This window comes from Bacillus sp. FSL M7-0791 (genome assembly GCF_038627085.1).
Taxonomy (GTDB): Bacteria; Bacillota; Bacilli; order Bacillales; family Bacillaceae; genus Bacillus; species Bacillus safensis.
Window position 1 is genome coordinate 2,994,019 of the sequence record NZ_CP152022.1, and the last position, 26,716, is coordinate 3,020,734.

The following is a 26,716-nucleotide window of genomic DNA, read 5'->3' on the forward strand; positions in this document are numbered from 1 at the left end:
TCTGCTTTTTTATGTTCTGCGTTTTTTTACCACATGCTTCACATATTGAATGAAGAAATAAAGCACGGCGCCAGCTAAAAAGCAGACCACACATCCAAAGAGCGTCGCCTCTGAGCTGAATTGATACTCTTCAATTTTCATGATATAAAATGGCATGCCAAACAATGTTGGGCTTGATTCAACATGATTGACCTCTATCAGCAGTAAAAAAACAGGGGTCATAAACACAGCAAATACATACAGCATCGCAAGTGTTATACCGCTGGAAAACGAATGAAATACTTTGATCATCTCTTTCTCTCCTTCATCTCTTTTAAACTGGCTGTGATATTTTTTCCGTCAGGGCAAGCTGGATGCAGCATCACCGTATTCAGTAAAGAAAAAAACAGCAGCTGATGACTGACAGGATGCTTCCATATCATATAAAGCACAAGCGAACAAAGCACCGGAAAGAGCGGGCCTGCAAGTGCCACCATCATATTGAAGCTCGGCCGGACAAATTTCTCATGGACGACCGCCACATGCTTCCAATCAATCGTGATCACAAAATCAAAGAGCGGCCTTTTTTCGATCTTGTTACACAACATGATCATCAGCATATGACCGAGTTCATGTATCATCACAACCGCTAGGAAACTACACACAAGTTCTATCATCGCAAGACAGGCCTCTTTAACATGACCGTATATATACAGCTATAAAATGCAAGTGAACCTAGCAGATAAGCAGTAGCGAGAAGATACACATCTGATGAAAGCCACTTCAATAAAAGCATATCGATGAAGCTGAATACAGCAATCATCATTACGATGACAAACAGTTTATTAAACTCACTGATCTTCACGATAAACCCTGTACAGGCCGCCATGGCAGTGATCAACAAAATGGACAAACTTGCGAGGCCATGACCTTCACTTTCAATGCCTATCACCATAGATGCAAGCCCAATAAACACAAAATATATCAACAAATTAATAGCGTAATAAAATAAAATTCTCGACAATAAATAAGCACCCTTTGATGTATTTAACATAAAGATGGCCCTTTGATTCATATGATATTCTCTGCCAATCATCAGCGGAAGCATGATCAATATTTCCTTTAACGCATACTGCACAATAAAGGCATACAGCCAGCCGGTTTCTACCGGTGTAAAAACAAATGGCAGCCCCGCCGTCAAACAAATGAGAAATAGAAACAAAATGCCCTGTTCTTTAAAAACAGCTGACCGGCTGAAATAGACCAATTCCTGCCGCAGGTGCGTCAGAAAGGAAGATTGCGTTCTGATTTTCTTGTAAGAAAACGACTTTACCTCTGTTTTCAGCTGCAAAAACATCTGATGGACATAAGAAGCCGCTAACCCCTTCAGCCAGAGCCAGCCAGCGCTTAGAAGGATCACGAGAAATATGAGATAGACTGATGGCCATACTCGGATCATCTCCATTGCTTTTTTCAAAAGGAGAAACACCAATAGATTCAGCACCGCAAAGCCGAGCGTTTGCAGCAGCAAATGCTCTTTTGTTTTTGATACGAAATGGCTCACAGCAATCCGCATCACCATCCAAGAAGCAAGTGCAAGCAGCGCCAGTACACAGCAAGTCATGCATACAGCCGTTATCCAATACAAAGATGGCGTAACACCGCTGATCAAAAGGCCTAATACAATCGGTAAAAAAAGCAGTCCAACCATAAGGAAACAAAAGAGCACTGGAAAGAAATACACACAAAGGACAAATGGCACACTTTGTATCGCACTATTCAAAAAGTAAAATTGATATTCCTGACGCTTTAATTTATTGCGGGATAACACAATACCTGCACCTAGAAGTAAAAGCGTCATTTTCATCAATTGGAGGTATAAAGCAGCCGGCTCACTTTCTCCTGCCTGCATGAAAAAGCGAAGGCTGATGACGACATATATCGCATACATGAGCAAGAAAAAAACCACGGCTGCGAGAAGCTGTATAGGGTACTTTTTTGCGAGCTGCTTTCCTTTCGTTGTCAGCATTCCCCATTCTATTTTATGAAGAACGTGTCGTGTCCAGATCATTGAGCAACCTCTCCACCTGCATATAGTAATCTCGATTCACTTCTTTATAAATCTCTTCAAGTGCCTGATGAGGAAATGTCTGAGTCGTTTCTTGGCGGGACATATCCAGCTTGACCTCCCCATTTCTTAAGATCATGAGATGGTCATAAAGCGTATCACCAAAGCTCAAATGATGGGTTGAAATGAGAATGCCAGCGCCTTGATCTCTCAGCTTCATGAGCACCTTTTTTAAGATGATCATCATATCTGGATCAAGACCGTTCGTTGGCTCATCAAACACATAATAATCACATGGCCTGAGGAGCTGTGAAATGATCTGTGTTTTCTTTTGATTGCCATGAGACAGCTGAGCGATAGGCTGATCCATATAAGAACCCAGCTCAAACAGATCGATGAACGTCTCTTCCCGTGTGACATCTTGCTCATTTGGCAGTTGAAGTAATTGAAAGTATTCCCTCGGTGATAAATAATCGAACAACGAATGCTCGTCAGGAATATAGGACACATGTTTTTTCAACAAGGAGATATGTTCTGAGGATTGAAGATTCAGCTGTTTACCATGTAAAGTGACGCATCCTTTAAATGGCGTCAGCCCAAACATGGATTGGATTATCGTCGTCTTTCCCGCACCATTATGCCCCAAAAGCAACAGCATCTGCCCTTTCTCGACATTCATTTGAATATTGCGGAGAGAGAAGGTGCGGCTATATGTTTTTTCTTTTAATCGTAATGTCAGCATCATATCCCTCCGTTTGTTTCAGATAGAACAGATGCCCTTGCATCTGTTCTCATCCCTGTTAAAAACCGCACTGGATTTTAACATACATGCCTAATAATTTGAACTCACCTAAAAATTTGGAGCCTCGTCCAAAGGTCTTGCATGCCCAAATCAATGCTCCAAGTGAAATAATGCCCAATATAGCGGCAAGGACATAAATCCAAAATGCGTTTTTCTGTACATTCTTAGAAGTTAGAATTCGTTGCTTCCTTTCATCATATGCCGCCAATAGGTTAAGAACATACATATATACACCTACTGGAAAACGAAGGCTAAAAGGATTCAGCATCTCATCACCCCCTAATATATGTAAAATGATACCACCCCCTTACAGAAAGCATAAGTTCATTTCAGATCATATTTTTAGTCGATTTTTCATGATTTAGTGCTTATAAATGGAGGGGATTTTGCTTTTTTCTCTAACTGAAGGAGGATTTTTTACAAAAATAGGATAAGTCAAATGAATTAGCCAGCGGATTTCGCTTAACACAAAAAAACGCTGCGCCCCGCTCTCATGAAAGAGCGGAACGCAGCGCATAGCTGACATTATTTATTCAAGTTATAGAATGTTGCAATGCCGTGATATTGTGCTGTTTCAGCCAATTGATCTTCGATGCGAAGTAATTGGTTGTATTTCGCCACACGGTCCGTACGAGACGGAGCACCTGTTTTGATTTGTCCAGCATTTGTTGCAACAGCGATGTCTGCAATCGTGCTGTCTTCAGTTTCACCAGAACGGTGAGAGATAACAGCTGTGTATCCTGCGCGTTTTGCCATTTCGATTGCATCAAATGTTTCAGTTAATGTACCGATTTGGTTTACTTTGATCAGGATTGAGTTACCAACGCCGTTTTTGATTCCTTCAGATAGCTTCTTCGTATTTGTAACGAATAAGTCATCTCCTACTAGCTGAACCTTGCTGCCAAGGCGCTCAGTTAATAGTTTGTGACCTTCCCAGTCGTTTTCATCAAGGCCGTCTTCGATAGAGATGATTGGGTATTTCGATACCATATCTTCATACCAATCAACCATTTCAGCAGATGTTTTCACAACACCTTCGCCTGATAAATGATATTTACCGTCTTCTTTGTTGTAGAACTCAGAAGATGCAGCATCCATTGCAAGTTTCACTTCTTCACCTGGTTTGAAGCCAGCTTTTTCGATCGCTTCAACGATTGTTTGAAGTGCTTCTTCGTTAGAACCAAGGTTTGGAGCGAATCCACCTTCGTCACCTACAGCTGTGTTTAAGCCTTTTGCGCTTAATACAGATTTCAGACTATGGAAGATTTGAGCGCCCATGCGAAGTGCTTCACGGAAGTTCGGTGCACCTACAGGCATAATCATGAATTCTTGAATGTCTACGTTGTTATCCGCATGCTCTCCGCCGTTGACGATGTTCATCATCGGTACTGGAAGCGTTTTGGAGTTGAATCCACCAAGGTATTGATAAAGTGGGATTTGTAAGAAATCAGCAGCCGCACGTGCTACAGCGATAGATACGCCAAGGATTGCGTTTGCGCCTAATTTCCCTTTGTTTTCTGTTCCGTCAAGTTCGATTAACATTTTGTCAATCGCTACTTGTTCTGTTACATCAAAGCCTAAAAGCTCTGGTGCAATGATTTCGTTTACGTTGTTTACAGCTGTCAGAACACCTTTTCCAAGGTAACGGTCTTTGTCTCCGTCACGTAGTTCTACTGCTTCATATTCACCAGTAGAAGCACCACTTGGAACAAGCGCACGGCCAAAGCCGCCAGATTCTGTGTAAACTTCTACTTCAACTGTTGGGTTACCGCGAGAGTCTAATACTTCGCGTGCATATACGTCAACAATGTATGGCATCGTTATTTCTCTCCTTTTGAATCAATTTTTTTATTTCTGAATTAATGATGTTCCTGTCATCTCTTTTGGTTTTTCAAGACCAAGTAAGTCTAAAAGCGTTGGAGATAGATCAGCTAAAATGCCGCCTTCTCTAAGCGTCGCACCTTTTTTCGTCACGATGACTGGTACAGGATTCGTTGTATGTGCAGTATGCGGCTTTCCTTCTTCGGTAATCAGCACGTCTGCGTTACCGTGGTCTGCCGTGATGATGGCATGTCCGCCTTTTGCCAGGATTGCGTCGACTACAGCTCCTAAGCACTCATCTACTGCTTCAATGGCTTTGATTGTTGGCTCGAGCATACCTGAATGACCAACCATATCCGGGTTAGCAAAGTTCAGAATGATCGCATCATGCTTGTCAGCATTGATGTCTGCAACAAGTGCATCCTTTACCTCATAAGCACTCATTTCCGGCTTGAGGTCATAGGTTGCTACATCTGGTGAATTGATTAAGATGCGGTCTTCACCAGGAAATTCTTCTTCACGTCCACCGCTCATAAAGAACGTGACATGAGGATATTTCTCTGTTTCAGCAATCCGCAGCTGTTTCAATCCGTTTTGAGAAAGCACTTCTCCTACTGTGTTATCCAAATTCACTGGTTTGAAGGCAACATAGCCATCAACCGTTTCACTGAAGTGTGTGAAGCAGACGAAGTGTAAATTCTTCGGATGAGCTTCTCCGCGGTCAAACGAGCGGAAATCTGCATTTGTGAAAGTGTTCGAGATTTGGATGGCACGGTCTGGACGGAAGTTATAGAAAATCACAGAGTCTCCGTCGTTTACTTTGGCAACCGGCTCACCATTTTCTCTCGTAATGACAGATGGAATAACGAATTCATCGTAGATTCCATTTTCATAGGAGTCATCAACGACATCATAGATGTTTTGATAGCTTGGCCCTTCACCATATGCCATCGCGCGGTACGCTTTCTCCACACGATCCCAGCGTTTGTCACGGTCCATTGAGTAATAGCGTCCTGAAAGTGTTGCCACTTCACCGACACCGATTTCTTTGATTTGTTCTTCCAGCTGTTTTAAGTACACTTTGGCTGTCTTCTGACCAACATCACGTCCGTCCAAGAAACCATGAATGTATACCTTTGTTAAGCCTTCTTTTTTCGCCAGCTTCAGCAGGGCAAAAAGATGCTGGATGTGACTGTGCACACCGCCGTCTGACAAGAGTCCAAATAAATGAAGCGCCTTGTCATTCTCTTTTGCATACGTCATTGCATCTAGGAACGTTTCGTTTTTCTCAAATTCCCCTTCACGAATGGCAACATTCACCCTTGTTAAGCTTTGATACACAATGCGTCCTGCACCGATGTTCAAATGCCCAACTTCAGAGTTCCCCATTTGACCTTCCGGTAGACCTACTGCCTCACCTGAAGCCGTTAAGGTTTGATGCGGAAATTCGTTCCAGTAGCGGTCAAAGTTCGGCTTTTTTGCTTGTGCGACAGCGTTACCGACTGTTTCGCCTCTTAAACCGAACCCGTCTAAGATGATTAATGCAGCTGGTTTCTTACTCATATTGACCTTCCTCCAATAATTGAACGAAAGACTGAGGTTCTAAGCTTGCGCCGCCTACCAAAGCACCGTCAATATCGGATTCTGCCATATATTCTTTAATATTTGCCGGCTTCACGCTTCCGCCATATTGAATGCGAAGGCTGTCTGCCGCTTCTTGACCAAATTCGCTTGCAACGGTTTGGCGGATGTGTGCGCAAACGTCGTTTGCATCTTTCGCTGTAGAAGATTTTCCTGTACCGATAGCCCAGATTGGCTCATATGCAATCACAGATTCAGTAACTTGCTGCTTCGTTAAACCAGCTAGTGCTTTCTTCACTTGATCAGCGACAAGTTCATTTGTTTTGCCAGCTTCACGCTCTTCAAGCGTTTCACCTACACAAATGATTGGAACGATGCCATGCTTGAATGCAGCATGTGCTTTTTTGTTCACTGTTTCATCTGTTTCAGCAAAGAATTCACGGCGCTCTGAATGCCCAATCACTGAATAGCCGATGCCTAAATCTTTTAAAGCAGCAGGGCTGATTTCACCAGTGAATGCACCATTTTCTTCAAAGTGCATGTTTTGTGCACCAATTTTAAGGTCTGTTCCGTTTGATAGGCTGTTTAGCTTTTCGAGGAAAAGAGCTGGCGCACAGACAATGGATTCCACTTTGTCAGGAGATGGAATAGATGACTTGACTTCTTCAACGAAGCTGACTGCTTCGCCAAGTGTTTTGTTCATTTTCCAGTTCCCAGCTATAATTGGTTTTCTCATGATTGACACTTCCTTATAGCAGTTTTGGTCTTATTTATCGTTTAATGCAGTAACACCAGGAAGTTCTTTGCCTTCCATAAATTCAAGTGAAGCGCCGCCGCCTGTAGAAATATGGCTCATCTGATCGGCAAGACCAAATTTCTCAACAGCTGCTGCTGAATCTCCACCACCAATGACAGAATATGTATCTTTTGCTTCTGCCAGTGCTTCTGCGATAGCTTTTGTTCCTTTAGCGAATGCATCGATTTCAAATACACCCATTGGTCCGTTCCAGACAACAAGTTTGCTATTTTTAATAACGTCAGCATACTTTTCTCTTGTCTCTGTTCCAATATCAAGTGCTTCTAGATCACTTGGAATTTGAGAGATTGGCACAATGCTTGTATTCGCATCATTTGAAAAGTCGTCGGCTACCAGAACATCTGTTGGAATCAGGAAGTTCACGCCTTTTTCTTTTGCACGGTCCATAAAGGATTTCGCTAAATCGACTTTATCTTCTTCTAGTAGAGATTTCCCTACCTCGTGGCCAAGTGCTTTCACAAATGTGTAAGCAAGTCCGCCGCCGATGATGAGGTTGTCCACTTTATCAAGAAGACTTTCAATCACACCGATTTTATCCTTTACCTTTGCGCCGCCGATAATCGCTGTAAATGGGCGATCAGGATTTGAAATGGCTTTCCCTAGAACCTCAAGCTCTTTTTGCATGAGGAAGCCTGAAACAGCCGGAAGATAAGCTGCAATACCAGCTGTCGATGCATGTGCACGGTGTGCAGCACCGAACGCATCATTGACATACACATCGGCTAAATCAGCAAATGCTTTTGATAATTCAGGATCGTTCTTTTCTTCACCAGGATAGAAACGAACGTTTTCAAGCACTAGCACATCTCCTTCTTTTAAGTCAGAGATTTGCTTTTTCACGTTGTCGCCGTAAGCTTCATCTGCTTTTTTCACTTCTTTTCCAAGAAGCTCTTGCAGACGTTTTGCCACAGGTGTCAGACGCAGTTCTTCAGTAACTTGACCCTTCGGACGACCCAAATGACTAGCTAGCAGTACCTTTGCGCCTTGTCCTGTTAAATACTCAATTGTTGGTAATGCTGCGCGGATACGAGTATCATCCGTCACTTCTCCGTCCTTCATCGGAACGTTAAAATCTACGCGGCAGAACACAACTTTACCTTTTACGTCAATGTCTTTTACTGATTTCTTATTCATGCTCGTCAGGAGATCCTCCTTTATTCTGGTTTCCTTACGCATTGGACAAGACTCTCTTTATCCTTTTCCCATTTTGCCCTCATCAAAACGAGAAATCGTGCAGAACGGATAAAAACAGAGAAAAAGGGAAAGGGATGCTTCCCCTTCCCTTGTCCGTCTTCATTATATCGTGTCTCTAGGAAAGAACCAAGTGAGTTCCTTCAGTGTGAGAAATTAAAGACCTTGTTTTGCAATGTAAGCTGCAAGGTCAACAACGCGGTGAGAATATCCGCTCTCGTTATCGTACCAAGAGATTACTTTCACCATGCTGCCTTCCATTACCATTGTAGAAAGAGCATCGATTGTTGAAGAGTTTGCATTACCATTGTAGTCACCAGATACTAATGGCTCTTCGCTGTAGCCAAGGATTCCTTTAAGTTCTCCTTCAGCTGCTTCTTTAAGTGCTGCATTTACGTCTTCAGCTGTTACATCTTGGTTTAATTCAGCAACAAGGTCAACTAAAGAAACGTTAGGTGTTGGAACACGCATAGCGCCACCGTTTAATTTACCTTTAAGTTCAGGCAATACAAGTGAAACAGCTTTCGCAGCACCTGTAGAAGTTGGGATGATGTTTTCCGCAGCTGCACGAGCACGACGGTAGTCTTTGTGCGGAAGATCAAGAATTTGCTGATCATTTGTGTATGAGTGAACAGTTGTCATCATACCGCGTTTGATACCAAATTTATCGTTAAGTACTTTTGCAAATGGAGCTAAGCAGTTTGTCGTACAAGATGCATTAGAGATGACATCGTGGCTAGCTGCATCGTATTTGTCTTCGTTTACACCCATAACGATTGTGATATCTTCTTCGTTAGCAGGAGCAGAGATGATGACTTTTTTAGCGCCAGCTTCTAAGTGTTTCGCAGCGTCTGCACGTTTTGTGAAGAATCCAGTAGATTCAACAACGATTTCTACGCCTTGTTTACCCCAGCTTAATTTCGCAGGGTCACGTTCAGCTGATACTTCGATTGTTTTACCGTTCACTACTAAGTTTGTACCGTCTACAGAAACCTCTGCATCTAGTTTTCCGTGAACAGAGTCATATTGTAAAAGGTGTGCAAGCATGTTAGCATCTGTTAGATCGTTAACCGCTACTACCTCAACTTCAGGATTATTTAATGCTGCACGAAATACGTTACGTCCAATACGTCCAAATCCGTTAATACCGACTTTTACTGCCATGATGTTTCCTCCTTTTATAGGTCACAATGTTTTATATTGAGGGATCAATTGACTCCCTTAATAACTCTTTTGCGGCTCCTTCGTCTGTGACGAGAACCGTTCGGCGCGGTTTTTTGAAATAAGCTTCAATTGCCCCCGCCTTTGATGATCCACCTGCAACAGCAATGATATGTGGAATGCTTTCTAGATCATCTAACTGCATGCCGACGGAGTGCACTTTGTGTACGACCTCACCATCACGATTAAAGTAATAGCCAAAGGCCTCTGTCACTGCGTCATGCTCATCAATCTTTTTTAAATCTTCAGCTGGTGTATTTCGTCTCATCGCCATTGTTTTTGCTTCACCAATACCATGAATGAGCATCGTGGACGATTTAATCGTTTGAAGCACTTCTTTGACGGACGGCTCTTCAATAATGGAAGAGTAAGCACCTTCTGACAGCTGCCCTGGAACAAACAGCAGTTTGTAAGTACCGGAAGCTTTTTCAGCCATGTGGGCACAAATGGTGTTTGCCTGATTTTTTACATTCTCCCCAAGACCGCCTCTCGCAGGGACAAACATCGTATCGCGGTTTTTGGCATCAGGGGTCATCATTTCGGCAACGGCTTCCATCGTCGTTCCGCCAGTGACGGCGACGATATTATTTCCAGTAAACCTTTTTTTCATGCATTGGACAGCAGCTCTTCCCATTTCTTGCTTCACCCACGGGGATTCGTCACTGTCTCCAGAAACGATCATGACTTCTTCCAGGCCTAACTTTCTCTTTAATGTATTTTCCAAAAAGGTTAAACCTAAAACGTCCTTCATCATTCCTTCAAGCATTTCAAGCAAAGCGTGACCCTCACTCGTCAGCATCATACCGCTCGTTTTCACATCCAGCAGATTTTGTTCTTTTAAAAACTGAACTTCAGCACGTAAGATGCGCTCACTGAGACCAAGACTTGTCGCAAGACTTCTGCGGCCAATCGGTTCAGCTAATCTGATGTACTGCAAAATGTCGTAGCGTTTTTGCATAACAATGAGAAGATCTGGCAATAATTTTTTTTGAGCTTCCAATAAACGATTCATGGCTAACGACCCTTCCTTTTCACGTTGGACTAAAAACGTCCCACTGTGACAAAAAACGTCCCGCCACAGCCAAAAAAAATCAATCCCTGCTTTCTTTAATTATTTTAACAGGATAATCTTGCATTTTCAACTCTTACAAACACATTTAGACAAAAAATAGACACATTTTCACCGAAAGCCTGCTTGTCATCAAGGTTCTTGCTATGAAAAATATTAATTTTCTTTTATATAGAATGAATTCACGATTGAAAATGTGCATGCTGGTGATATGAGCATGCACATTTTTTTACGGATCTGCTTATGTTTTCGTGATGGTTCCAAGCTGTTTTGCCTCTTCCTTCGGTTTGATTTTGAGATAATAAATAATGTAGCAGGCAGCCATGAACGGGATTCCGCAATAAAGGCCGATCCGCTGATCCTCGATAAAAAATAAGCTGATGAGGACAATACCAAATGCGATAAAGCCTGCTAATGGAACAAATGGATAGAGCGGTGTTCGGAAGACGAGATCCTTTACATCTCCGCCCGCCTTTATGAATTGTTTTCTAAAGAAATACTGAGACAAGCAAATAGACATCCATACCACAACAAGAACCATACCAGAAATAGAAATGAGCCACACATACACCGTTTTTGGTGCCACAACACTTGTCAGCAGAGATAGTGCAGATACGCCCATTGTCACCAATAGTGCATTGATCGGAATTTTACGCTTGGACAGCTTTTTCGTAAAGTCAGGTCCTTTCCCGTCTTTCGACAGCGACCAAAGCATACGTGATGATGCATATAATCCAGAGTTTGCTACAGATAAGACGGCTGTGATGATGATAAAATTCATGATATCTGCCGCATATGGTATACCGACCTTGTCCAGCACGACGACAAACGGGCTGTCGACGGTGCCTGCTGTCTGCCACGGAAGAAGCGCGGCCAGAACCGCAATGGATAAAACGAAGAAGACCATCGTCCTCCAAATAATATTTCGTATAGAACGAGGCAATGTTTTTTCAGGGCTTTCACTCTCTCCTGCTGCAATCCCTACAAGTTCTGTTCCTTGAAAGGAGAAATTGACCGTGACCATGGTTAATAAAATAGCAAAAACGCCGTTAGGAAATAGTCCGCCATGATCCGTCAAATGACGAAATAGAGGGGCTGGTTCTCCATCTTTCAGATGAATCATTCCGAAAATTGCGCCAATTCCAATGATAATAAACAATAGAATGGCAGCGACCTTAATGGCTGAAAACCAAAACTCGGTTTCAGCGAAGCTGCGAGCTGAGATAGCATTCACTGCAAATAAAATCACGCTAAATGCAAGACACCAAAGCCAAACAGGGATATCTGGGAACCACCTTTGGAGCAAAATGCCTGCTGACGTAAACTCCAGTCCTATTGTACATGCCCAGCTAAACCAATAAAGCCAGCCGATCATAAAGCCTGTGGACGGACCTATATATTTGGTTGCATACTCCTGAAAGGAACCCGCTGTCGGCATCGCCACTGCTAATTCTCCAAGACAGAGCATCACCAAATACATTAACAATCCGCCAATGATAAAGGATAGAATGGCTCCCCCGGGTCCAGCCTGATGGATAATGAGTCCTGACCCAAGGAAAAGACCAGTACCAATGACGCCGCCTAAGGCAATCATAAAGAGATGCCTGCTTTTCATGGAACGTTCTAGTTCATTATGCTGTTCTTGGTTCAAATCCGCTTCCCCACTTTCACTCTTCTATTCATCATCCTTTGACAAAATTCGCTGTTCGTTGAAAGAGAAAGGGAGAAAGTGAAGGTTTCTCCCCCTTTGACATTTATGCTTGTAATAATGCTTCAATATGACCAATCGCCCAGTCTAAATCTTCTTTAGATATCGTGAGAGGCGGTGCAAAGCGGATGACGGTCTCATGGGTTTCCTTACATAACAGCCCTGATTGTTTCAGCTTTTCACAATAAGGTCTCGCTGCCTCTGTCAGCTCCATGCCGATAAATAATCCGCGACCGCGCACTTCCTTGATGACAGGACTTTGAATGCGCGTGAGTTTGTCTTTTAAGTATTCGCCAAGCTCCATAGAACGCGCTGCAAGGTTTTCGTCGATTAAGACATCCAGTGCAGCCAGCGACACCGCACACGCAAGAGGATTTCCGCCGAAGGTAGAGCCGTGAGACCCAGGGTTAAACACACCTAATATATCGCGGTTTGCGACCACACACGAGATTGGGAATACACCGCCGCCTAAAGCTTTCCCAAGAATCAGCATATCTGGCTCAATGTCTTCCCAGTCACATGCAAACATCTTGCCTGTTCGCGCTAATCCGACCTGAATTTCATCCGCAATGAACAGCACATGTTCTTTTTCACAAAGCGCTTTCGCTTCCTTCAAGAAGCCTTCTGGCGGCATGACAATTCCCGCTTCTCCTTGAATAGGTTCGATCAGAAAAGCCGCTGTTTGTGGTGTAATGGCTTCACGTAACGCTTCAATATCTCCGTAAGGAATCAGTTTGATGCCTGGAAGCATTGGACCGAAACCTCTTTGATATTCTGCTTCAGAAGAAAGGGAAACAGCCGTCATCGTTCTGCCATGGAAGTTACCGACGCACGCAATGATTTCTGCGCGATTGTCTTCAATTCTTTTGACGTCATAGCCCCAGCGTCTTGCTGCTTTTACAGCTGTTTCTACAGCCTCAGCACCAGTATTCATCGGGAGTGCCATCTCTTTATTCGTCAGTTGACAAATTTTCTCATACCAAGGGCCAAGCTGATCATTGTGAAAAGCTCTTGAAGTCAGTGTCACACGGTCTGCCTGTTTTTTGAGCGCCTCAATAATGCGGGGATGGCGATGGCCTTGGTTCACTGCAGAATACGCACTCAGCATATCCATATATCGATTGCCTTCAGGGTCTGTCACCCAAACTCCTTCAGCCTCTGAAATCACAATTGGCAGCGGATGATAGTTTGCCGCACCGTATTGTTCGGTTTGTTGAATCAATTCATTTGTCTGTGTCATCGTCTATTCCTCCTTCTATAAGCTAGCCTCTTTTATCTACACCCATATGATATGCAAGGATCGTGCCAACTTTCTGCCCGCATTGTGGCGGTGATTGATCTGATTTTTGTGCAAAATATCTTTGCATCTGCCAAATTTTTTAGAGGAAACCGCAAAATTTTTCATGTAAAATAGAGGTAACGTCTGGAGGTGCTTCAATGAAAGAAGATCCGTATACTGCAAAGCTGGAAAATGAGATTGATCTGTATAAACAAATGCTTGATTTAATAGATGTCGGGATTCATGCAATTGACGAGAATGGCAATACTGTTGTTTATAATAAAAAAATGATGGAGATTGAGTCTTTGAAACGCTCTGATGTTCTCCATAAAAATGTATTAGATCTCTTCGTCTTCCAAGACGAAATGCACAGTACGCTTGTCCAAGCGCTGCGTACTGGGAAACAAACCGTTCATGCAAAGCAGACGTATCATAATTACAACGGAAAAGAAATCACAACGATTAATCATACATACCCGCTCGTTCGAGACGGCCTCATCCAAGGAGCGGTTGAAATTTCGAATGATGTGACGAAGCTGGAACGGCTGATTCACCACAATATGAAGAAAAAAGGAAGCACACGCTTTACCTTTGATTCCATTATTGGACACAGTCCTGCGTTTTTAGAGGTGATTGAGCATGCAAAACGAGCGACACGCACCTCTTCCTATGTGCTCATTGTTGGAGAAACAGGGACAGGAAAAGAACTATTTGCGCAAAGTATTCATAACGGCAGCAGCCGGTCATCTGGACCATTTATTACCCAGAATTGTGCGGCACTGCCTGATAATCTCATTGAAAGTCTGCTCTTTGGTACACAAAAAGGGGCTTTTACAGGCGCAACTGATCAGCCCGGCTTATTTGAACAGGCGCAGGGAGGTACACTGCTGCTTGATGAGATCAACTCATTAAATCCTGGTCTTCAAGCAAAACTGCTGCGTGTATTACAGGAGAAACGTGTGAGAAGGCTTGGCAGCACAAAAGAAATCGCTGTTGATGTAAGAGTCATTGCCAATATGAATGAGGATCCTGTAGATGCAATCGCAGGCGGACGCATGCGCAAGGATTTATTTTATCGGCTTGGTATTGTCACCTTATTTATTCCGCCGCTTTCTGAACGAAAAGAAGACATTCCTACATTTGTCAGTCATTTTATTAAAAAATATAATGAACTGTTTCAAATGAAGGTGAAGGCGGCTGACGAAGAGGTACTAGCCCTTTTTCAAGCGTATGATTGGCCGGGTAATGTACGAGAACTGGAGCATGTGATTGAAGCGGGGATGAATATGATGATGGATGAGGATTACTTATGCATGCATCACCTTCCATATCATTTTAGATTTAAACATAGGGAAGGCCGTCCTGCAGCGCAATTACAGACGAACCCTTTGCAGCATACCGCAGCTGACACGTTTATTTATACAAGCCCAGAACATACGACTGATTTTCAAACCCAAATGGAACGATTCGAAAAACAATACATCGTCCATTACTTAGAAAAAATGGACGATAATATTTCACAGACTGCAAAGTTATTGGGCATGAGCAGGCAAAGTCTGCAATATCGCATGAAAAAACTGCATATTTCTCGTTAATAATAGAGCTGTGCCCTCATTCGGCACAGCTTACTGTGGTTCTGACTGTCCTGCCGGTTCTTGACTCACATCACTCAGCAGTTTTTCTACATTTTTTAAATGCGTGAGCATCGCTCTTTCTGCTTCTTCTGGCTGTCTTGCCATGACGGCTTTGTAAATGTGTTCATGTTCTTTGTAAAGCTGCCGAATGGAGGCTTTCCTTGAAAATAAGACGACTTTTCTCGTTTCCCGCATTGTTTCTACCAGCAAGGTGGAGACCTGATTCATTAACGCTTTTAATAAATCATTCTTTGAAGCTTTGGCTAAGGCGAGATGGAAGGAGAAGTCTGCTTCTTCACCAGTTTCTTTATGTGCTTCTGCGAGTTTCATTTGTTCAAGTGCCTCACGCAGCTGATGAAGGTCATCGTCCGTTCGCAAGAGCGCTGCCTTTTTGACAGCACCCGTCTCAATAATGGATCTTAATTCAAGGAGCTGCGTGATATCATGCTGCTTCATCAAAAATGCAGGAGACAAACTAAATGTGAGCTGCTCAGGATCGAACTGCTTCACATACGTGCCTTCCCCTTGCTTCATCTCTATTAATCCGATCGCTTTGAGAGCAGACAGTGCCTCTCTTACAGCGGAACGGCTGACTTGAAAGCTTTCTGAAAGCGCTTGAACCGAATCTAATTTTTCCCCTGGAAGAAGCTCACCTGTACGAATGGATTCAATTAATGCATCCGCAATTTCTTCATATATTTTTTTCGTTTTGATTTGTTTATATTTCAATTGGTCTCACCTCATCACTGTTGTCTATCCCTATCGGCTCATGCCCTATCTTATACTTTACCCCAAAATTTCCGATCACACGTCTCCCCTCTTTAATTTTCAAGAAATCTTCGAGCTGCCTTGCTTTCAACAAAAAAGAAGCACGTGCCATGTTCTGGCAAGTACTTCTTTTTAATCGTATCGCTTCCGCAGCGTAGAGGACGGAAGATTCATTTGTTCACGATATTTTGCAATGGTTCTGCGCGACGCGCGGATGCCAAAGGTTTGCTGAAGCAGTGTCATGATTTGCTGATCTGAATACGGTTTTTTCTTGTTTTCCGTTTGGATGAGCTCTGCAATGTGCGTTTTGACTGTGTAGCTGGACGCCTCTTCTAGCGAATGCCCTTCTAATTTCGCTTGGAAAAATTGTTTCATTTCCATAAGACCATAAGGGGTTTGCACCATTTTCCCTTTTACAGTCCGGCTGACTGTTGACTCATGGACTTGCAGTATATCTGCAATCCGCTTCATCGTAAGCGGTTTCATTTTATGTTTCCCTGTTAGGAAAAAATCGGTCTGATGTGAGATAATCTCACGAACGACATGAGTCATCGTTTGCTTTCTTTGCTTCAGCGCTTGGACAAGCCAATTGTACTGCTGCTCTTTTTCCTTTAAATACGCATATGCTTCATGCCGTTTTTGGTCTTGAATCATGGCGAAGTAGCCTTCATTCATTTCTACGTCTGGAAAAGCGCGCTGATTCAGCTCAAATGTGATGTGATCCTGCACCACAGTAATCGTCACATCAGGCTCTATATACACATGCTCTTCATCATATGAGAAATGAAGGCCTGGTCTTGGTTCAAGCTGAGATACTTCATCTTGTACCGCCTGGAGTGTTTTCATTGAAACACCTGTTTTGGCCGCAATTTCCTTCCAAGCCTTTCTCGCAAAAAGAAAGAAATGCTCTTCGATGATCAGCTCGGCTTCATACCAGCGCTTCTTTTTCCTTCTCAGCTGAAGGAGGATGCATTCCTGCAATGATTTTGCGCCAATCCCGGCAGGCTCCAGCGATTGCAGCTGATGAAGGACAGCTTCTACTTCTTCAGCTGGCACCTCTAAGACAGTTGCCATTGCGTCAATCGGTTCATTTAGATAGCCATTGGAATCAATGGACTCAATCATAAAGTGAAAGATTCTTTGATTCTTTTCACTTAAATTTAAATCAATCGCCTGTCTTTTTAAAAACATTTGCAGGCTTTCTTTTTGATGCGTTCGATACGGCTCTGTCATTCGATCTTGTGATTTTTTATGATAAACTGGTTGGTAGCTGTCCGTGTCTTTCCGCTCAATCAGAGGGTTCTCAAGCGCTAATTGGTCAAGATACTCGCCGAGCTCTGCGCAATTCAGCTGCAGCAGCGTAATGGCCTGCCTAAGTTCTTGTGTGAGCACCTGCTTTAATACCTGTTCTTGTTGCAGTTTAAGGCTCATTGTCTCCCCTCCCTCTCATCATTTTACATGAAGATTGACGGACCGTATATACGAAATAGGAGTGATTTCTATGTCTGAACTTTTTTCCGTTCCATACTTTGTCGACAACTTGAAGCAGCACATCGCCATGAACCAAAATGAAGACAAGGTTCATGCCATGAATGCCTATTACCGCTCAGTAGTGTCAACGCTTGTTCAAGACCAGCTGACCAAAAATGCGGTTGTATTGAAGCGAATTCAGCATCTTGATGAAGCCTATCAAAAGGTGAAAAAAGAAAGCGAATGAACGAAAAAGAACACCCTTTGTCAAGATGGCAAAGGGTGTTGATCATTTGCGAACAGCTTCTGATCCAGCCTCGATTTATACATCATCAAAAAGCCAGACCGCCCGACAGTATAAATGATAAAGGCAAACCATAGGCCATGATTGTGCCAAAGGGGCGTGACCGCGGTTTGAACAACGATAAACAAAATCATCGCAAACAGCATCGAATTTCTAACAGGGGCAATTTCTGTCGCACCTGTAAATACGCCGTAAATGACCAAACCGAAACAAGCCGCAAACGGAAAAAGAACGAGCCAGTCTGCATAGCGTAATGTCACATCAAGCAGCTGAGGGAGATTTGTAAACAAGCTCAATATCGGCTCTTTTAATAGAAAATAAACCGCCGCAATGACACATGCCATGACAAGTGCCCACTGCCTCGAAAGGGTTAAGGTTCTTTCATAGAGGGTGCGGTCATTTGCACCAACTGATCGGCCAACAAGGATGCTGGACGCATTGGCAAAACCATCGAACAAATAAGCCATGATGTAGTGAATTTGAAATAAGATGGCATTGGCTGCCAGCAGCTCTGTACCAAAAGAAGCACCTTTTGCCGTAAACATGTTGATGACCACTAGCAGACAGATCGTACGAATAAACAAATCCTTATTCACATGAAACATTTTCTGCACTGCCTGAGTATTCATGATTTTCTTGATGGAAGGCATCTGGAATCCGTTTGACGAATGCTTCATGATGATCCATGCCCCTAACACAAAAGCGGTTATTTCAGATATCAATGTCGCAGCCGCAACTCCTTTGACTGCAAACGAAAACACATGAGCCAGCAGAAATGCGAGGGCCATATTCATAACATTGATCAAGATTTGTAATGAAAGAGCTTCTTTCATTTTTGCCATCCCCATCAGCCAGCCCAATATGACATAATTCATTAAAGTAAATGGCGCTCCCCAAATGCGAATATGAAAATAGTCTGCGGCGAATTGACGGACATCAGCATCAGGAGAGATCACTAGAAAAGCAGATTGAATGATCGGCCATTGCAGGGCAATAAAACAAAGTCCGACAATGATGGCAACGAAAAAAGGTCTTAGAAAAGCAAGAACGCCCTGCTCCTCATTCTGTGCACCGTTTGCCTGGGCAGCAAAAGCAGATGTACTGACCCGCAAAAAACCAAACAGCCAATATAATGTACTGAAAATGAGACTGCCAACCGCAACGCCTCCAATATAAGCGGGATTTGCGAGCTGACCGACAACCGCTGTATCAACAGCTCCAAGTAAAGGAGTGGTCATCGTTGAAATCGTTAAAGGAATGGCCAAAGCTAAATACGCTCGATGGTTCACGACGCCACCTGCCTTTCATGAAAAATAGCCTCTTCTCAAAGAGGCGTTGATAATAAAGCTTTACCGAACCGGTCTGCCAATCGTTCGTGACAAAGGATGGTCTGCGAGCATTGCATTTCTCATTTTCCGCACCGCTTCCTTTTCTGATGAAAAAAATTCATCCTTTGATTGAAATTGGGCAGCAAGCTCTCCTTGATCAAGAATCGCCAATTGATCACATAAGTGATAGGCTGCTGTCATATCATGTGTAATAAATAAGTAAGCCACACCCAGCTCCTTCTTTAATTCTACTAATAAATCTAAAATGACAGCCTGCGTCACCATGTCTAAGCTGCTGACAGATTCATCAAGTACAATGAGCTTTGGCTGGAGCAATAAAGCTCTAGCGATGTTGATCCTTTGCAGCTGGCCGCCGCTGAATTGGTGCGGATATTTAGACAAATCCTTTTCACCGAGCCCGACTCTTTCCAGCCAGTGAATCAGTACGTTTTTACGTTCCTTCCGGCTCATAGATTCATAGTTTTCAAGCGGCTCAGATAAAATTTGTTCGACTGTCCACCTTGGATTTACCGCCGAATAGGAATCCTGAAACACCGCTTGCACATGCCGGCGAAAATGCTTACGTGTTGGCTGATCTAAACAATAGACATCCTGACCTTTAAAAAGAACCTGTCCAGCTCTTGGTTTCTCTAAACCAAGTATGATGCGGCCAAGTGTACTTTTCCCTGCGCCGCTTTGTCCCAGCAGCCCAAGGCATGTGCCTTCTTCAATAGTTAAATCGACGCTTTTCAGAACAGGGGCTGCGCTTTTATTTCTCATTAGAAACGACCGGCTGTTGTATGCATGACTGACTGCTTTCACTTCTAATAAATACAAGGGCCTTCTCACCTCAAATCGGGCAAACAGCTGGGATAGATGGACGAGCTGCTAATAGTTTTTTTGTATAATCATGCTTTGGTTGTTCAAAAAGTTCAAGAACTCCTGCCTTTTCAACAATTTCTCCTTGTTTCATGACGACAACTTGATCTGCCATTTCAGCAATGACACCAAGATCGTGAGTAATGAGTAAAATGGCCGTTCCATGTTCATGACGAATTTGGTTCAGATGCTGAAGCACCCGTTTCTGATTGTGTACATCTAATGCGGTTGTCGGCTCATCTGCAATGATGAGGGGCGGGTGCATACAGGCAGCCATGGCAATCATGACACGCTGCAGCATCCCTCCGCTTAATTCAAAAGGATACTTATTGAACAGCTGATCTGGCTGCGGCAGATTCATTTGCGCTAACGCATCCATTGCCTGTGCTTGTGCCTTCCTTTTACTGACAGCAGTATGCCGGCGGATGGTTTCAACCAGCTGATGACCGATTGTCCATACCGGCGTAAAGCTGTTCATTGGATTTTGCATAATATACGAGATGTCTTTGCCCCGAATGGAACGCATATCCTTTTCACTTATACCGATCAATTCTCGTCCCTGTAATGTGATACTGCCAGTGACTTCAGTTGTTTTTCGATCAAGCATACGTAAGATCGACATACTTGTCACTGTTTTCCCGCAGCCGCTCTCACCAATTAATCCAAGGATTTGACCGCGCCCTACTTCAAACGAGACTTCTTGAATAAGAGGGCTTTTCCCTTGAGGTGTTTTCGTCTGCACATGCAGGTTCTCTACTTGTAAAATGGACTCTTGCACATTGATCATTCCTTTACACACGGCGTTTGATGCCATATTTCTCTGAAAGGGCTTCTCCTAGTAAATTAAACAGAATCACCACAGCCATGATCACAAGCCCTGGGTACAGCATTAACTGAGGATTCGTTTGAATGTAAGATTTCCCTTCATGAATCATCGCTCCCCATTCAGGCATAGGAGGCTGAACCCCTAATCCGAGGAAAGACATCGCAGAAATGTCCATAATCGCCCATCCCATTTCGAGTGTTCCAATGACTGCTAATGGCGGCAGGATATTGGGAATCATATGCTTTCTCATGATGTTCCAATGCGAGGTTCCACTGATTTTTGCAGCTGCAATAAAGTTCTGTTCTTTTAAACTCAGCACCATTCCTCGGAAGACGCGGGCATAATATACCCATTGCACAAGCATCAAGGCAAGTACGACTTGAGGAAGTCCCGGACCGAAGATGCCGACTAATCCAAGGATCAGCACCAGGTTGGGAAATGCCATGACGCCGTCACAGATTCTCATCAAAACATGATCGATCCAGCCGCCTTTGTATCCTGAAAAGAGGCCGACAATTAAACCAATGAATAACGAAGAAAGAAAGATTAATAACGCACAGCCGAGCGAAACACGCGCACCATATAAAATACGAGATAAATTGCATCGTCCTAATTGATCCGTTCCAAGAGGATACTCCCATGAAGATCCCTTTAGCTTCATTGCTAGATTGACAGCTGCCGGATCATGTGGAGCGATCCATGGTGCACATATTGTCACAATCAGCAGGAGACCGAGCAGCAAAGCGCAGATCGAGATCATCTTTTGATGAGAGAAGAGATGTTTTACTTTTGTCATCATTGCTGGCGGCCTTCCTTTCTAGAAATACGGGGGTCAATGATCAGCTGAACTAAGTCAACGATCAAGCTGCTCAAGATAAAAATACAGGCTGACATGAGGACATAAAATTGAATGACAGGCAGATCCCGGTTAAAGATCGCTTCAATAAAAAAGCGGCCAAACCCTGGCCATGAGAAAACGGCCTCTACAATAATGGTTCCTGTTAACAGCTTGCCAAGGTTCACACCTAGTCCGGTCAGCATTGGCGATATCGCCATTCTGAACACATGCTTGAACATGATCGATTGTTCCTTCAATCCTCTGATTCTCGCATATTGAACGAAAGGCTCTTGAAGCGCCTCACTCACACTTGACCGTAACAGCCTTGTATACGTAGCAATTAAAGGGACTGCCAGTGTGATCGACGGCAGAATGAGATGCTCCCATGTTCCAATCCCTTCAACTGGTAAGAGGTCAAGCTTCACTGAAAAAAAGAAGATGAGCAAATACCCCAAGACAAACGTCGGGATAGATGCTCCTAAGAAAGAAATGAGCCGGCTCACATGATCAACGGCACCATTTTTCCTCATACCGCTGAAAAAGCCGAGCGGAATGCTGACACAAATAGCGATCAGCAGACTGGTAAGCGCCAATTGAATCGTCGCCGGTATTCGATAAATCACCTCATCAACGACAGGCTGATTGGACATATACGACCTGCCGAAATCAAGGTGAATGACTTTTTCAATGGTATGAAGATACTGCATATAAAACGGCTCATCTAAGCCGAATTCACTTCGTTTTTGCGCTAATATTTCATCTGTAGGCTGGATATGAGCCGCTGCTAAATATGCCTCAGCCGGGTCAACTGGCGAGAGGTGAATCATACCAGTTGTGAGCAGTGTGGCTAATAAAAATACAGGAATAATTGATAGCACTCGTTTGACGATATAGCGGCCCATTTCCTTACCTTCCTTCTGTTACTTCAGCTTAATGCCTGTGAAAGGATGTTCATCACGATTTGCAGGGAATTCAAAGTCCTTCACAGCTTTTTGATAAACGGCTGTCTTTTTAAAATAAGAGATTGGCACAATTGCCCCTTGATCCTGTAAAGAGGATAAGACAGATGAATACAGCGCTTTGCGTTGCTTTTCATTTGTTGTGGATGGAATTTCCGTCATTTCTTTGATCAGCTTTTCCTTATTTGGGTAGGCTGAAATGGCTTCTTTGAATCCAAAACCATCTGATGAAAGAACGTTCATAAATGTATGCGGATCATACGGCGCTCCGTAGTTGCTAAAGAAGTTCATATCAAACTTATTGGCTTTAAAGCGTTGAACCTGTGTGGCCAAATCCACACCCTCAAGCTTGACGCCGACACCAACGGCTGCCCATTCTGCTTGCAGCGTTTCCGCCATCGCTTTTTGAATCGATTCCGCTGAGTCATACATCATACTAAACTCAAGCTTTTTCCCATCTTTTTCACGAACGGATTTTCCTTTTGGAAGTGTCCAGCCCGCTTCATCCAGCAATGCTTTGGCTTTGTCCACATCATATTTGAAAGACTTCACTTGAATGTGTGACGTATACGGCATGTTAGTCGGCAGGATGTGATCTGCTTCATCCTCTAAACCTGAGGTGACCCCTTCTACCATTGATTTTTTATTGAAGGCATATTGAAGGGCATGACGCACTTTCTCATCTGACAGCTGATCCACTTTTGTGTTCATAACAAGCTGTCTCGTTGCAACAGGCTCTGACATTTTCGTTTCATACTTGCCGCTTGCCTCAAGCTGTTTGTAAGAATCAAGGCTAATGGTTCCTTCTCCGTAAAGTAAATCCACATCACCTTTTTCAAATGCCATGACTCTCGTTTCCGCATCTGGGATGACCTTTACCTTGATTTCTTTTACCTTTGGTTTTTCTCCCCAATAATGATCGTTTCGTTCGAAAATGGCATAATCATCTTTCTTATATGTTTTTAAAACCCAAGGGCCTGTCCCCACTGGTTTTTCAATTCCTTTTGACGTATCTCCGTTTTTAGGGAAACCTGCTTCACTTAAGAAACGAACTGGACGAACAACGGCTAATTCTTGCACAGTTGGATAATATGGTGCTGTTAATGTGAGTTTAAATGTCTTTTTATCAACGGCTGCTGTCTTTTTGATTTTCTTAATGACACCTAACCAGCTATGTAAATCTTTATTTTTTAAAATTGTATCGAAGTTCTTTTTGACAATGTCCGCATTAAATTCAGACCCGTCTGAGAATGTCACTCCGTCTCTTAAATGGAACGTATACACCTTGCCATCCTTTGAAACATCCCATGATTTCGCTAATTCAGGTTTCAGCTTACCATTCTTTTGATAGCTGACCAACGGCTCATAAATCATTGATTGCGCAAATAATTGTGATGGGTTGTATACGTGTGGATTCATTTCACCAATATCTCTTGGCCACGCCATTGTGATCATATCAGGATGATCCTTATTGCCTTCTGCTCCATTGTTTGTTTGAGAGCATCCTACTAGTAAAAAGAAAATAAGCAGGAATGGTAATACTGAATTTATTTTAATTTTCGGAAAATTTCTCCAAATAGACATAAGTTGTTCCTCCTAATTGATGCTGATAATCATTTTCATTTTAAGGAGGAAGGAAGCCGTTGTCAATATCATATTTGAAACGAAATGACAATACTTATTCCTATTTATTCCATAAATTGAGGAATTTGATAGAAAGAGAGGCAGGCTGCTTACGAATGAGCAGCCTGTGAAGAGGTAAATGTTTTTTCTCGCAGCATGTCATGGAGTATATGGATGATACGTTCCTGATCTGCATCTGTCATGCTCGTTCCAGACGGAAGACAAAGCCCCCGCTCAAATAACAGCTCAGATACAGGAGTGCCTTTTTCCGCAGTATAAAAAGGGCAATGACGAAAGAGCGGCTGCTGGTGCAGCGGCTTCCATACATGCCTTGCTTCGATTTGTTCTTTTTCTAAAGCACCAATGATATCTGCTGGAAACAATTGTGTGTCACGATCAATGGTCAATGCCGTCAGCCAGCGGTTGGATTTCGTTTCTTGATATTCTGGCATCAAATGAAGTCCCTCTGCTTCTGATAAAGCGTCCTGATAACGCTGGAAAATGCGGCGCTTTTGTTCAACACGCTCGTCCAGCACTTCCATTTGAGCAATCCCGACCCCTGCTAAGAGGTTGCTCATGCGATAGTTGTATCCCATCTCTTGATGCTCATAGTGCATCGCTTGTTCTCTGGCCTGTGAAGCAAGAAAGCGGCATCGTTCAATCGCAGCTTCATCATCACTCACAAGCATTCCGCCCCCTGATGTTGTAATGATTTTATTTCCATTAAAAGAATAGATACCGAACCTGCCCATTGAGCCGCTTTTTCTTCCTTTATAAAGCGCACCTAACGATTCAGCGGCATCCTCAATGACTGGTACATTATATGCTTCACACAGAGCCATGATCTCGTCCATTTTTGCACTTTGCCCATATAAATGGACAACGATGACCGCGCGGGGTTTTTTCCCAAGACGTTTTGATTCAACAAAGGCTTTTTCTAAAGCAAGCGGGCACATATTCCATGTCTCCCTTTCAGAATCAATAAAAACGGGCTCCGCTTGTTCATATAAAATCGGATTTGCCGTTGCAACAAACGTGAGGGTGGAACAAAAGACAATGTCTCCTTTTTGAACACCTATCAGCTTTAAAGCAAGGTGAATCGCTGCTGTTCCTGAGGATAAAGCAGCTCCTGTCTTCACTCCTGCATAGTCCGCCACTGCCTGTTCAAATTCATTCACAAGCGGTCCAAGCGGCGCAATCCAGTTGCTCTTGAAGGCTTCCTCTATTTTGAGATACTCTTTTCCGCTCATATGCGGAGGAGATAAGTAAATTCGCTTCCTTTCTTCTTTCATTAAATTCCACCTTCTTTCCGGTCTTTGATTTCCATTGCTGGAATACCTACAGCGACCTTCTGATCATGTATATCTCTTGTCACTGCTGCTCCAGCACCAATGACGGACCAGCTTCCGATCGTTGTACCGGGTGTCACCACGGCACCAGCCCCAATATGGGCACCTTCCCGCACGGATACACCGCCAGTCAGCACCGCGCCTGGTGACAGGTGCACAAACGATTCGAGCATGCAGTCATGCTCTACGATAGACCCTGTATTTATAATCGTATGCTCACCGATGGCTGCATCTGCTTGAACCACTGCCCTTGCCATCACGACAGTCCCCCTTCCAATGACAGATGACGGACTCATGACCGCCTCTGGGTGAATGAGTGTGGCATATGCTGTGTCTTCAAATGAGAGGCGTTCCTTGATGAGCTGTCTGATCTCATTTTGTCCGATCGCAATCAGCCATTTCATATGAGGCATTGTCTCTCTCAGCTGCTCACTCATGGAGATCGGTCCATACAAAATCCCGCTTTCAGTGACCGCCTCTTCAAATTGATCATCTAATACCGCACATAATGAGTAATCGGCATGTGCAAAAATGAGATCTTGGATGACTTTGCTATGTCCTCCGGCCCCAATTAAACCAATGGTTTGCTTCTTACATATCGGTTCCTTTAAATTTTTCAGCTGTGGCATGATCCGGCTGCTGCACCCCCTCTGTTTTCATGACTTTCAGCAAGGTCATCCATAAAATTTTCATATCGAGCCAAAACGATTGATGCTCGACATACCAAAGGTCATAGGTGAATTTCTCCTCCCATGAAAGCATGTTTCGGCCGTTCACCTGTGCCCATCCTGTTATGCCGGGCTTCACAAGATGACGTCTTGCTTGTTCTTCTGTATACATAGGCAAATACTCCATCAAAAGCGGTCTTGGCCCGACAAGACTGAGCTCTCCTTTGAGTACATTGACTAGCTGCGGCAATTCATCAAGACTAAGCTTTCGAATCAAGGCGCCAGTTTTTGTTAATCGCAAATGATCTGGCAGCAGCACCCCATGTTCATCGCGTTCATCGGTCATCGTTCGAAATTTATATAGCATAAAAGGCCGGCCATACAGACCAGGCCGCTTCTGCCGAAACACCACAGGCGTTCCAATTTTCCATCTAATCAGTCCATAGATGAGAAGAAAAAGAAGACTGCCTGCGATGAGCAGCGTCAATGCCACCGTCACATCTATCATTCTTTTCATCATTGCATCTCCTTTTC

General features: G+C 43.5%; 26 protein-coding genes. 2 read left to right on the forward strand and 24 right to left on the reverse strand.

Going from position 1 to position 26,716, the window contains the following annotated elements:
• Positions 1–9: 9 nt before the first annotated feature.
• From MHI08_RS15495 to MHI08_RS15555, 13 genes are all read right to left on the reverse strand, one after another.
• Complete coding sequence (locus tag MHI08_RS15495; RefSeq protein WP_342499737.1) at positions 10–291, reverse strand: hypothetical protein; 282 nt, start codon at positions 289–291, stop codon at positions 10–12.
• Positions 288–656 (reverse strand): hypothetical protein, encoded by a 369-nt coding sequence (locus tag MHI08_RS15500; RefSeq protein WP_342499738.1) that lies wholly within the window; start codon positions 654–656, stop codon positions 288–290. The genes MHI08_RS15495 and MHI08_RS15500 overlap by 4 nt, the downstream gene beginning before the upstream one ends.
• The gene (locus MHI08_RS15505) at positions 653–2,050 is read right to left on the reverse strand and encodes a hypothetical protein (protein ID WP_342499739.1); all 1,398 of its coding nucleotides are present in this window, start codon (positions 2,048–2,050) and stop codon (positions 653–655) included. The genes MHI08_RS15500 and MHI08_RS15505 overlap by 4 nt, the downstream gene beginning before the upstream one ends.
• A complete protein-coding gene (locus MHI08_RS15510) occupies positions 2,022–2,789 on the reverse strand; it encodes an ABC transporter ATP-binding protein (RefSeq protein ID WP_342499740.1) in 768 nt (255 codons plus the stop codon). The genes MHI08_RS15505 and MHI08_RS15510 overlap by 29 nt, the downstream gene beginning before the upstream one ends.
• Positions 2,790–2,847: 58 nt before the next feature.
• Positions 2,848–3,117, reverse strand: a complete 270-nt coding sequence (locus MHI08_RS15515; RefSeq protein ID WP_342499741.1) for a hypothetical protein — start codon at positions 3,115–3,117, stop codon at positions 2,848–2,850.
• Positions 3,118–3,374: 257 nt separating this feature from the next.
• Positions 3,375–4,667, reverse strand: coding sequence for a phosphopyruvate hydratase (eno, locus tag MHI08_RS15520; RefSeq protein WP_003212752.1), 1,293 nt, complete (start codon positions 4,665–4,667; stop codon positions 3,375–3,377).
• A 30-nt stretch (positions 4,668–4,697) separates the two neighbouring features.
• A complete protein-coding gene (gene gpmI, locus MHI08_RS15525) occupies positions 4,698–6,233 on the reverse strand; it encodes a 2,3-bisphosphoglycerate-independent phosphoglycerate mutase (protein WP_024423499.1) in 1,536 nt (511 codons plus the stop codon).
• The gene (tpiA, locus tag MHI08_RS15530) at positions 6,226–6,987 is read right to left on the reverse strand and encodes a triose-phosphate isomerase (RefSeq protein WP_342499742.1); all 762 of its coding nucleotides are present in this window, start codon (positions 6,985–6,987) and stop codon (positions 6,226–6,228) included. The genes gpmI and tpiA overlap by 8 nt, the downstream gene beginning before the upstream one ends.
• A gap of 30 nt (positions 6,988–7,017) precedes the next feature.
• Positions 7,018–8,202, reverse strand: a complete 1,185-nt coding sequence (locus tag MHI08_RS15535) for a phosphoglycerate kinase (protein WP_044333914.1) — start codon at positions 8,200–8,202, stop codon at positions 7,018–7,020.
• A 213-nt stretch (positions 8,203–8,415) separates the two neighbouring features.
• Positions 8,416–9,423: a type I glyceraldehyde-3-phosphate dehydrogenase gene (gene gap, locus MHI08_RS15540; RefSeq protein WP_007500174.1), complete on the reverse strand. Its 1,008-nt coding sequence runs from the start codon at positions 9,421–9,423 to the stop codon at positions 8,416–8,418.
• Positions 9,424–9,454: 31 nt separating this feature from the next.
• Positions 9,455–10,492, reverse strand: coding sequence for a sugar-binding transcriptional regulator (locus tag MHI08_RS15545; protein ID WP_024423502.1), 1,038 nt, complete (start codon positions 10,490–10,492; stop codon positions 9,455–9,457).
• A 298-nt stretch (positions 10,493–10,790) separates the two neighbouring features.
• A complete protein-coding gene (locus MHI08_RS15550) occupies positions 10,791–12,164 on the reverse strand; it encodes an amino acid permease (RefSeq protein WP_342500200.1) in 1,374 nt (457 codons plus the stop codon).
• Positions 12,165–12,303: 139 nt separating this feature from the next.
• Entirely contained in the window at positions 12,304–13,497 is a 1,194-nt protein-coding gene (locus tag MHI08_RS15555; RefSeq protein ID WP_342499743.1) for an ornithine--oxo-acid transaminase, read from the reverse strand.
• Positions 13,498–13,694: 197 nt separating this feature from the next.
• Between MHI08_RS15555 and MHI08_RS15560 the strand changes: the two genes are divergently transcribed.
• Positions 13,695–15,131, forward strand: a complete 1,437-nt coding sequence (locus tag MHI08_RS15560; RefSeq protein ID WP_342499744.1) for a sigma 54-interacting transcriptional regulator — start codon at positions 13,695–13,697, stop codon at positions 15,129–15,131.
• A gap of 30 nt (positions 15,132–15,161) precedes the next feature.
• On the opposite strand, the gene MHI08_RS15565 is transcribed toward MHI08_RS15560, so the two are convergent.
• Both MHI08_RS15565 and rpoN read right to left on the reverse strand, forming a co-directional pair.
• Positions 15,162–15,899, reverse strand: coding sequence for a FadR/GntR family transcriptional regulator (locus MHI08_RS15565; RefSeq protein WP_342499745.1), 738 nt, complete (start codon positions 15,897–15,899; stop codon positions 15,162–15,164).
• A 171-nt stretch (positions 15,900–16,070) separates the two neighbouring features.
• On the reverse strand, positions 16,071–17,369 hold the full coding sequence (rpoN, locus tag MHI08_RS15570; protein WP_342499746.1) for an RNA polymerase factor sigma-54: 1,299 nt from the start codon (positions 17,367–17,369) through the stop codon (positions 16,071–16,073).
• Positions 17,370–17,439: 70 nt separating this feature from the next.
• Here rpoN and yvfG point away from each other — a divergent pair, with 70 nt between their 5' ends.
• Positions 17,440–17,655, forward strand: coding sequence for a protein YvfG (gene yvfG, locus MHI08_RS15575; protein ID WP_024423509.1), 216 nt, complete (start codon positions 17,440–17,442; stop codon positions 17,653–17,655).
• 20 nt (positions 17,656–17,675) lie between these two features.
• Here the strand turns inward: yvfG and MHI08_RS15580 are convergent, their stop codons facing one another.
• From MHI08_RS15580 to MHI08_RS15620, 9 genes are all read right to left on the reverse strand, one after another.
• A complete protein-coding gene (locus tag MHI08_RS15580; protein WP_342499747.1) occupies positions 17,676–19,001 on the reverse strand; it encodes an MATE family efflux transporter in 1,326 nt (441 codons plus the stop codon).
• 60 nt (positions 19,002–19,061) lie between these two features.
• Positions 19,062–19,877, reverse strand: coding sequence for a nickel import ATP-binding protein NikE (gene nikE, locus MHI08_RS15585; RefSeq protein WP_342499748.1), 816 nt, complete (start codon positions 19,875–19,877; stop codon positions 19,062–19,064).
• Positions 19,878–19,890: 13 nt separating this feature from the next.
• Positions 19,891–20,706, reverse strand: a complete 816-nt coding sequence (gene nikD, locus MHI08_RS15590) for a nickel import ATP-binding protein NikD (RefSeq protein WP_172400669.1) — start codon at positions 20,704–20,706, stop codon at positions 19,891–19,893.
• Positions 20,707–20,710: 4 nt separating this feature from the next.
• Entirely contained in the window at positions 20,711–21,544 is an 834-nt protein-coding gene (gene nikC, locus MHI08_RS15595) for a nickel ABC transporter permease subunit NikC (protein WP_342499749.1), read from the reverse strand.
• Entirely contained in the window at positions 21,541–22,485 is a 945-nt protein-coding gene (gene nikB / locus MHI08_RS15600; protein ID WP_041115631.1) for a nickel ABC transporter permease subunit NikB, read from the reverse strand. Before nikB ends, nikC begins: the two co-directional genes overlap by 4 nt.
• 18 nt (positions 22,486–22,503) lie before the next feature.
• On the reverse strand, positions 22,504–24,126 hold the full coding sequence (gene nikA / locus MHI08_RS15605; RefSeq protein ID WP_342499750.1) for a nickel ABC transporter substrate-binding protein: 1,623 nt from the start codon (positions 24,124–24,126) through the stop codon (positions 22,504–22,506).
• Between the two features lie 149 nt (positions 24,127–24,275).
• A complete protein-coding gene (locus MHI08_RS15610) occupies positions 24,276–25,457 on the reverse strand; it encodes an aminotransferase class I/II-fold pyridoxal phosphate-dependent enzyme (protein ID WP_342499751.1) in 1,182 nt (393 codons plus the stop codon).
• On the reverse strand, positions 25,457–26,143 hold the full coding sequence (locus MHI08_RS15615) for an acetyltransferase (RefSeq protein ID WP_342499752.1): 687 nt from the start codon (positions 26,141–26,143) through the stop codon (positions 25,457–25,459). Before MHI08_RS15615 ends, MHI08_RS15610 begins: the two co-directional genes overlap by 1 nt.
• On the reverse strand, positions 26,106–26,699 hold the full coding sequence (locus tag MHI08_RS15620) for a sugar transferase (RefSeq protein ID WP_083703981.1): 594 nt from the start codon (positions 26,697–26,699) through the stop codon (positions 26,106–26,108). Before MHI08_RS15620 ends, MHI08_RS15615 begins: the two co-directional genes overlap by 38 nt.
• Positions 26,700–26,716: the final 17 nt, after the last annotated feature.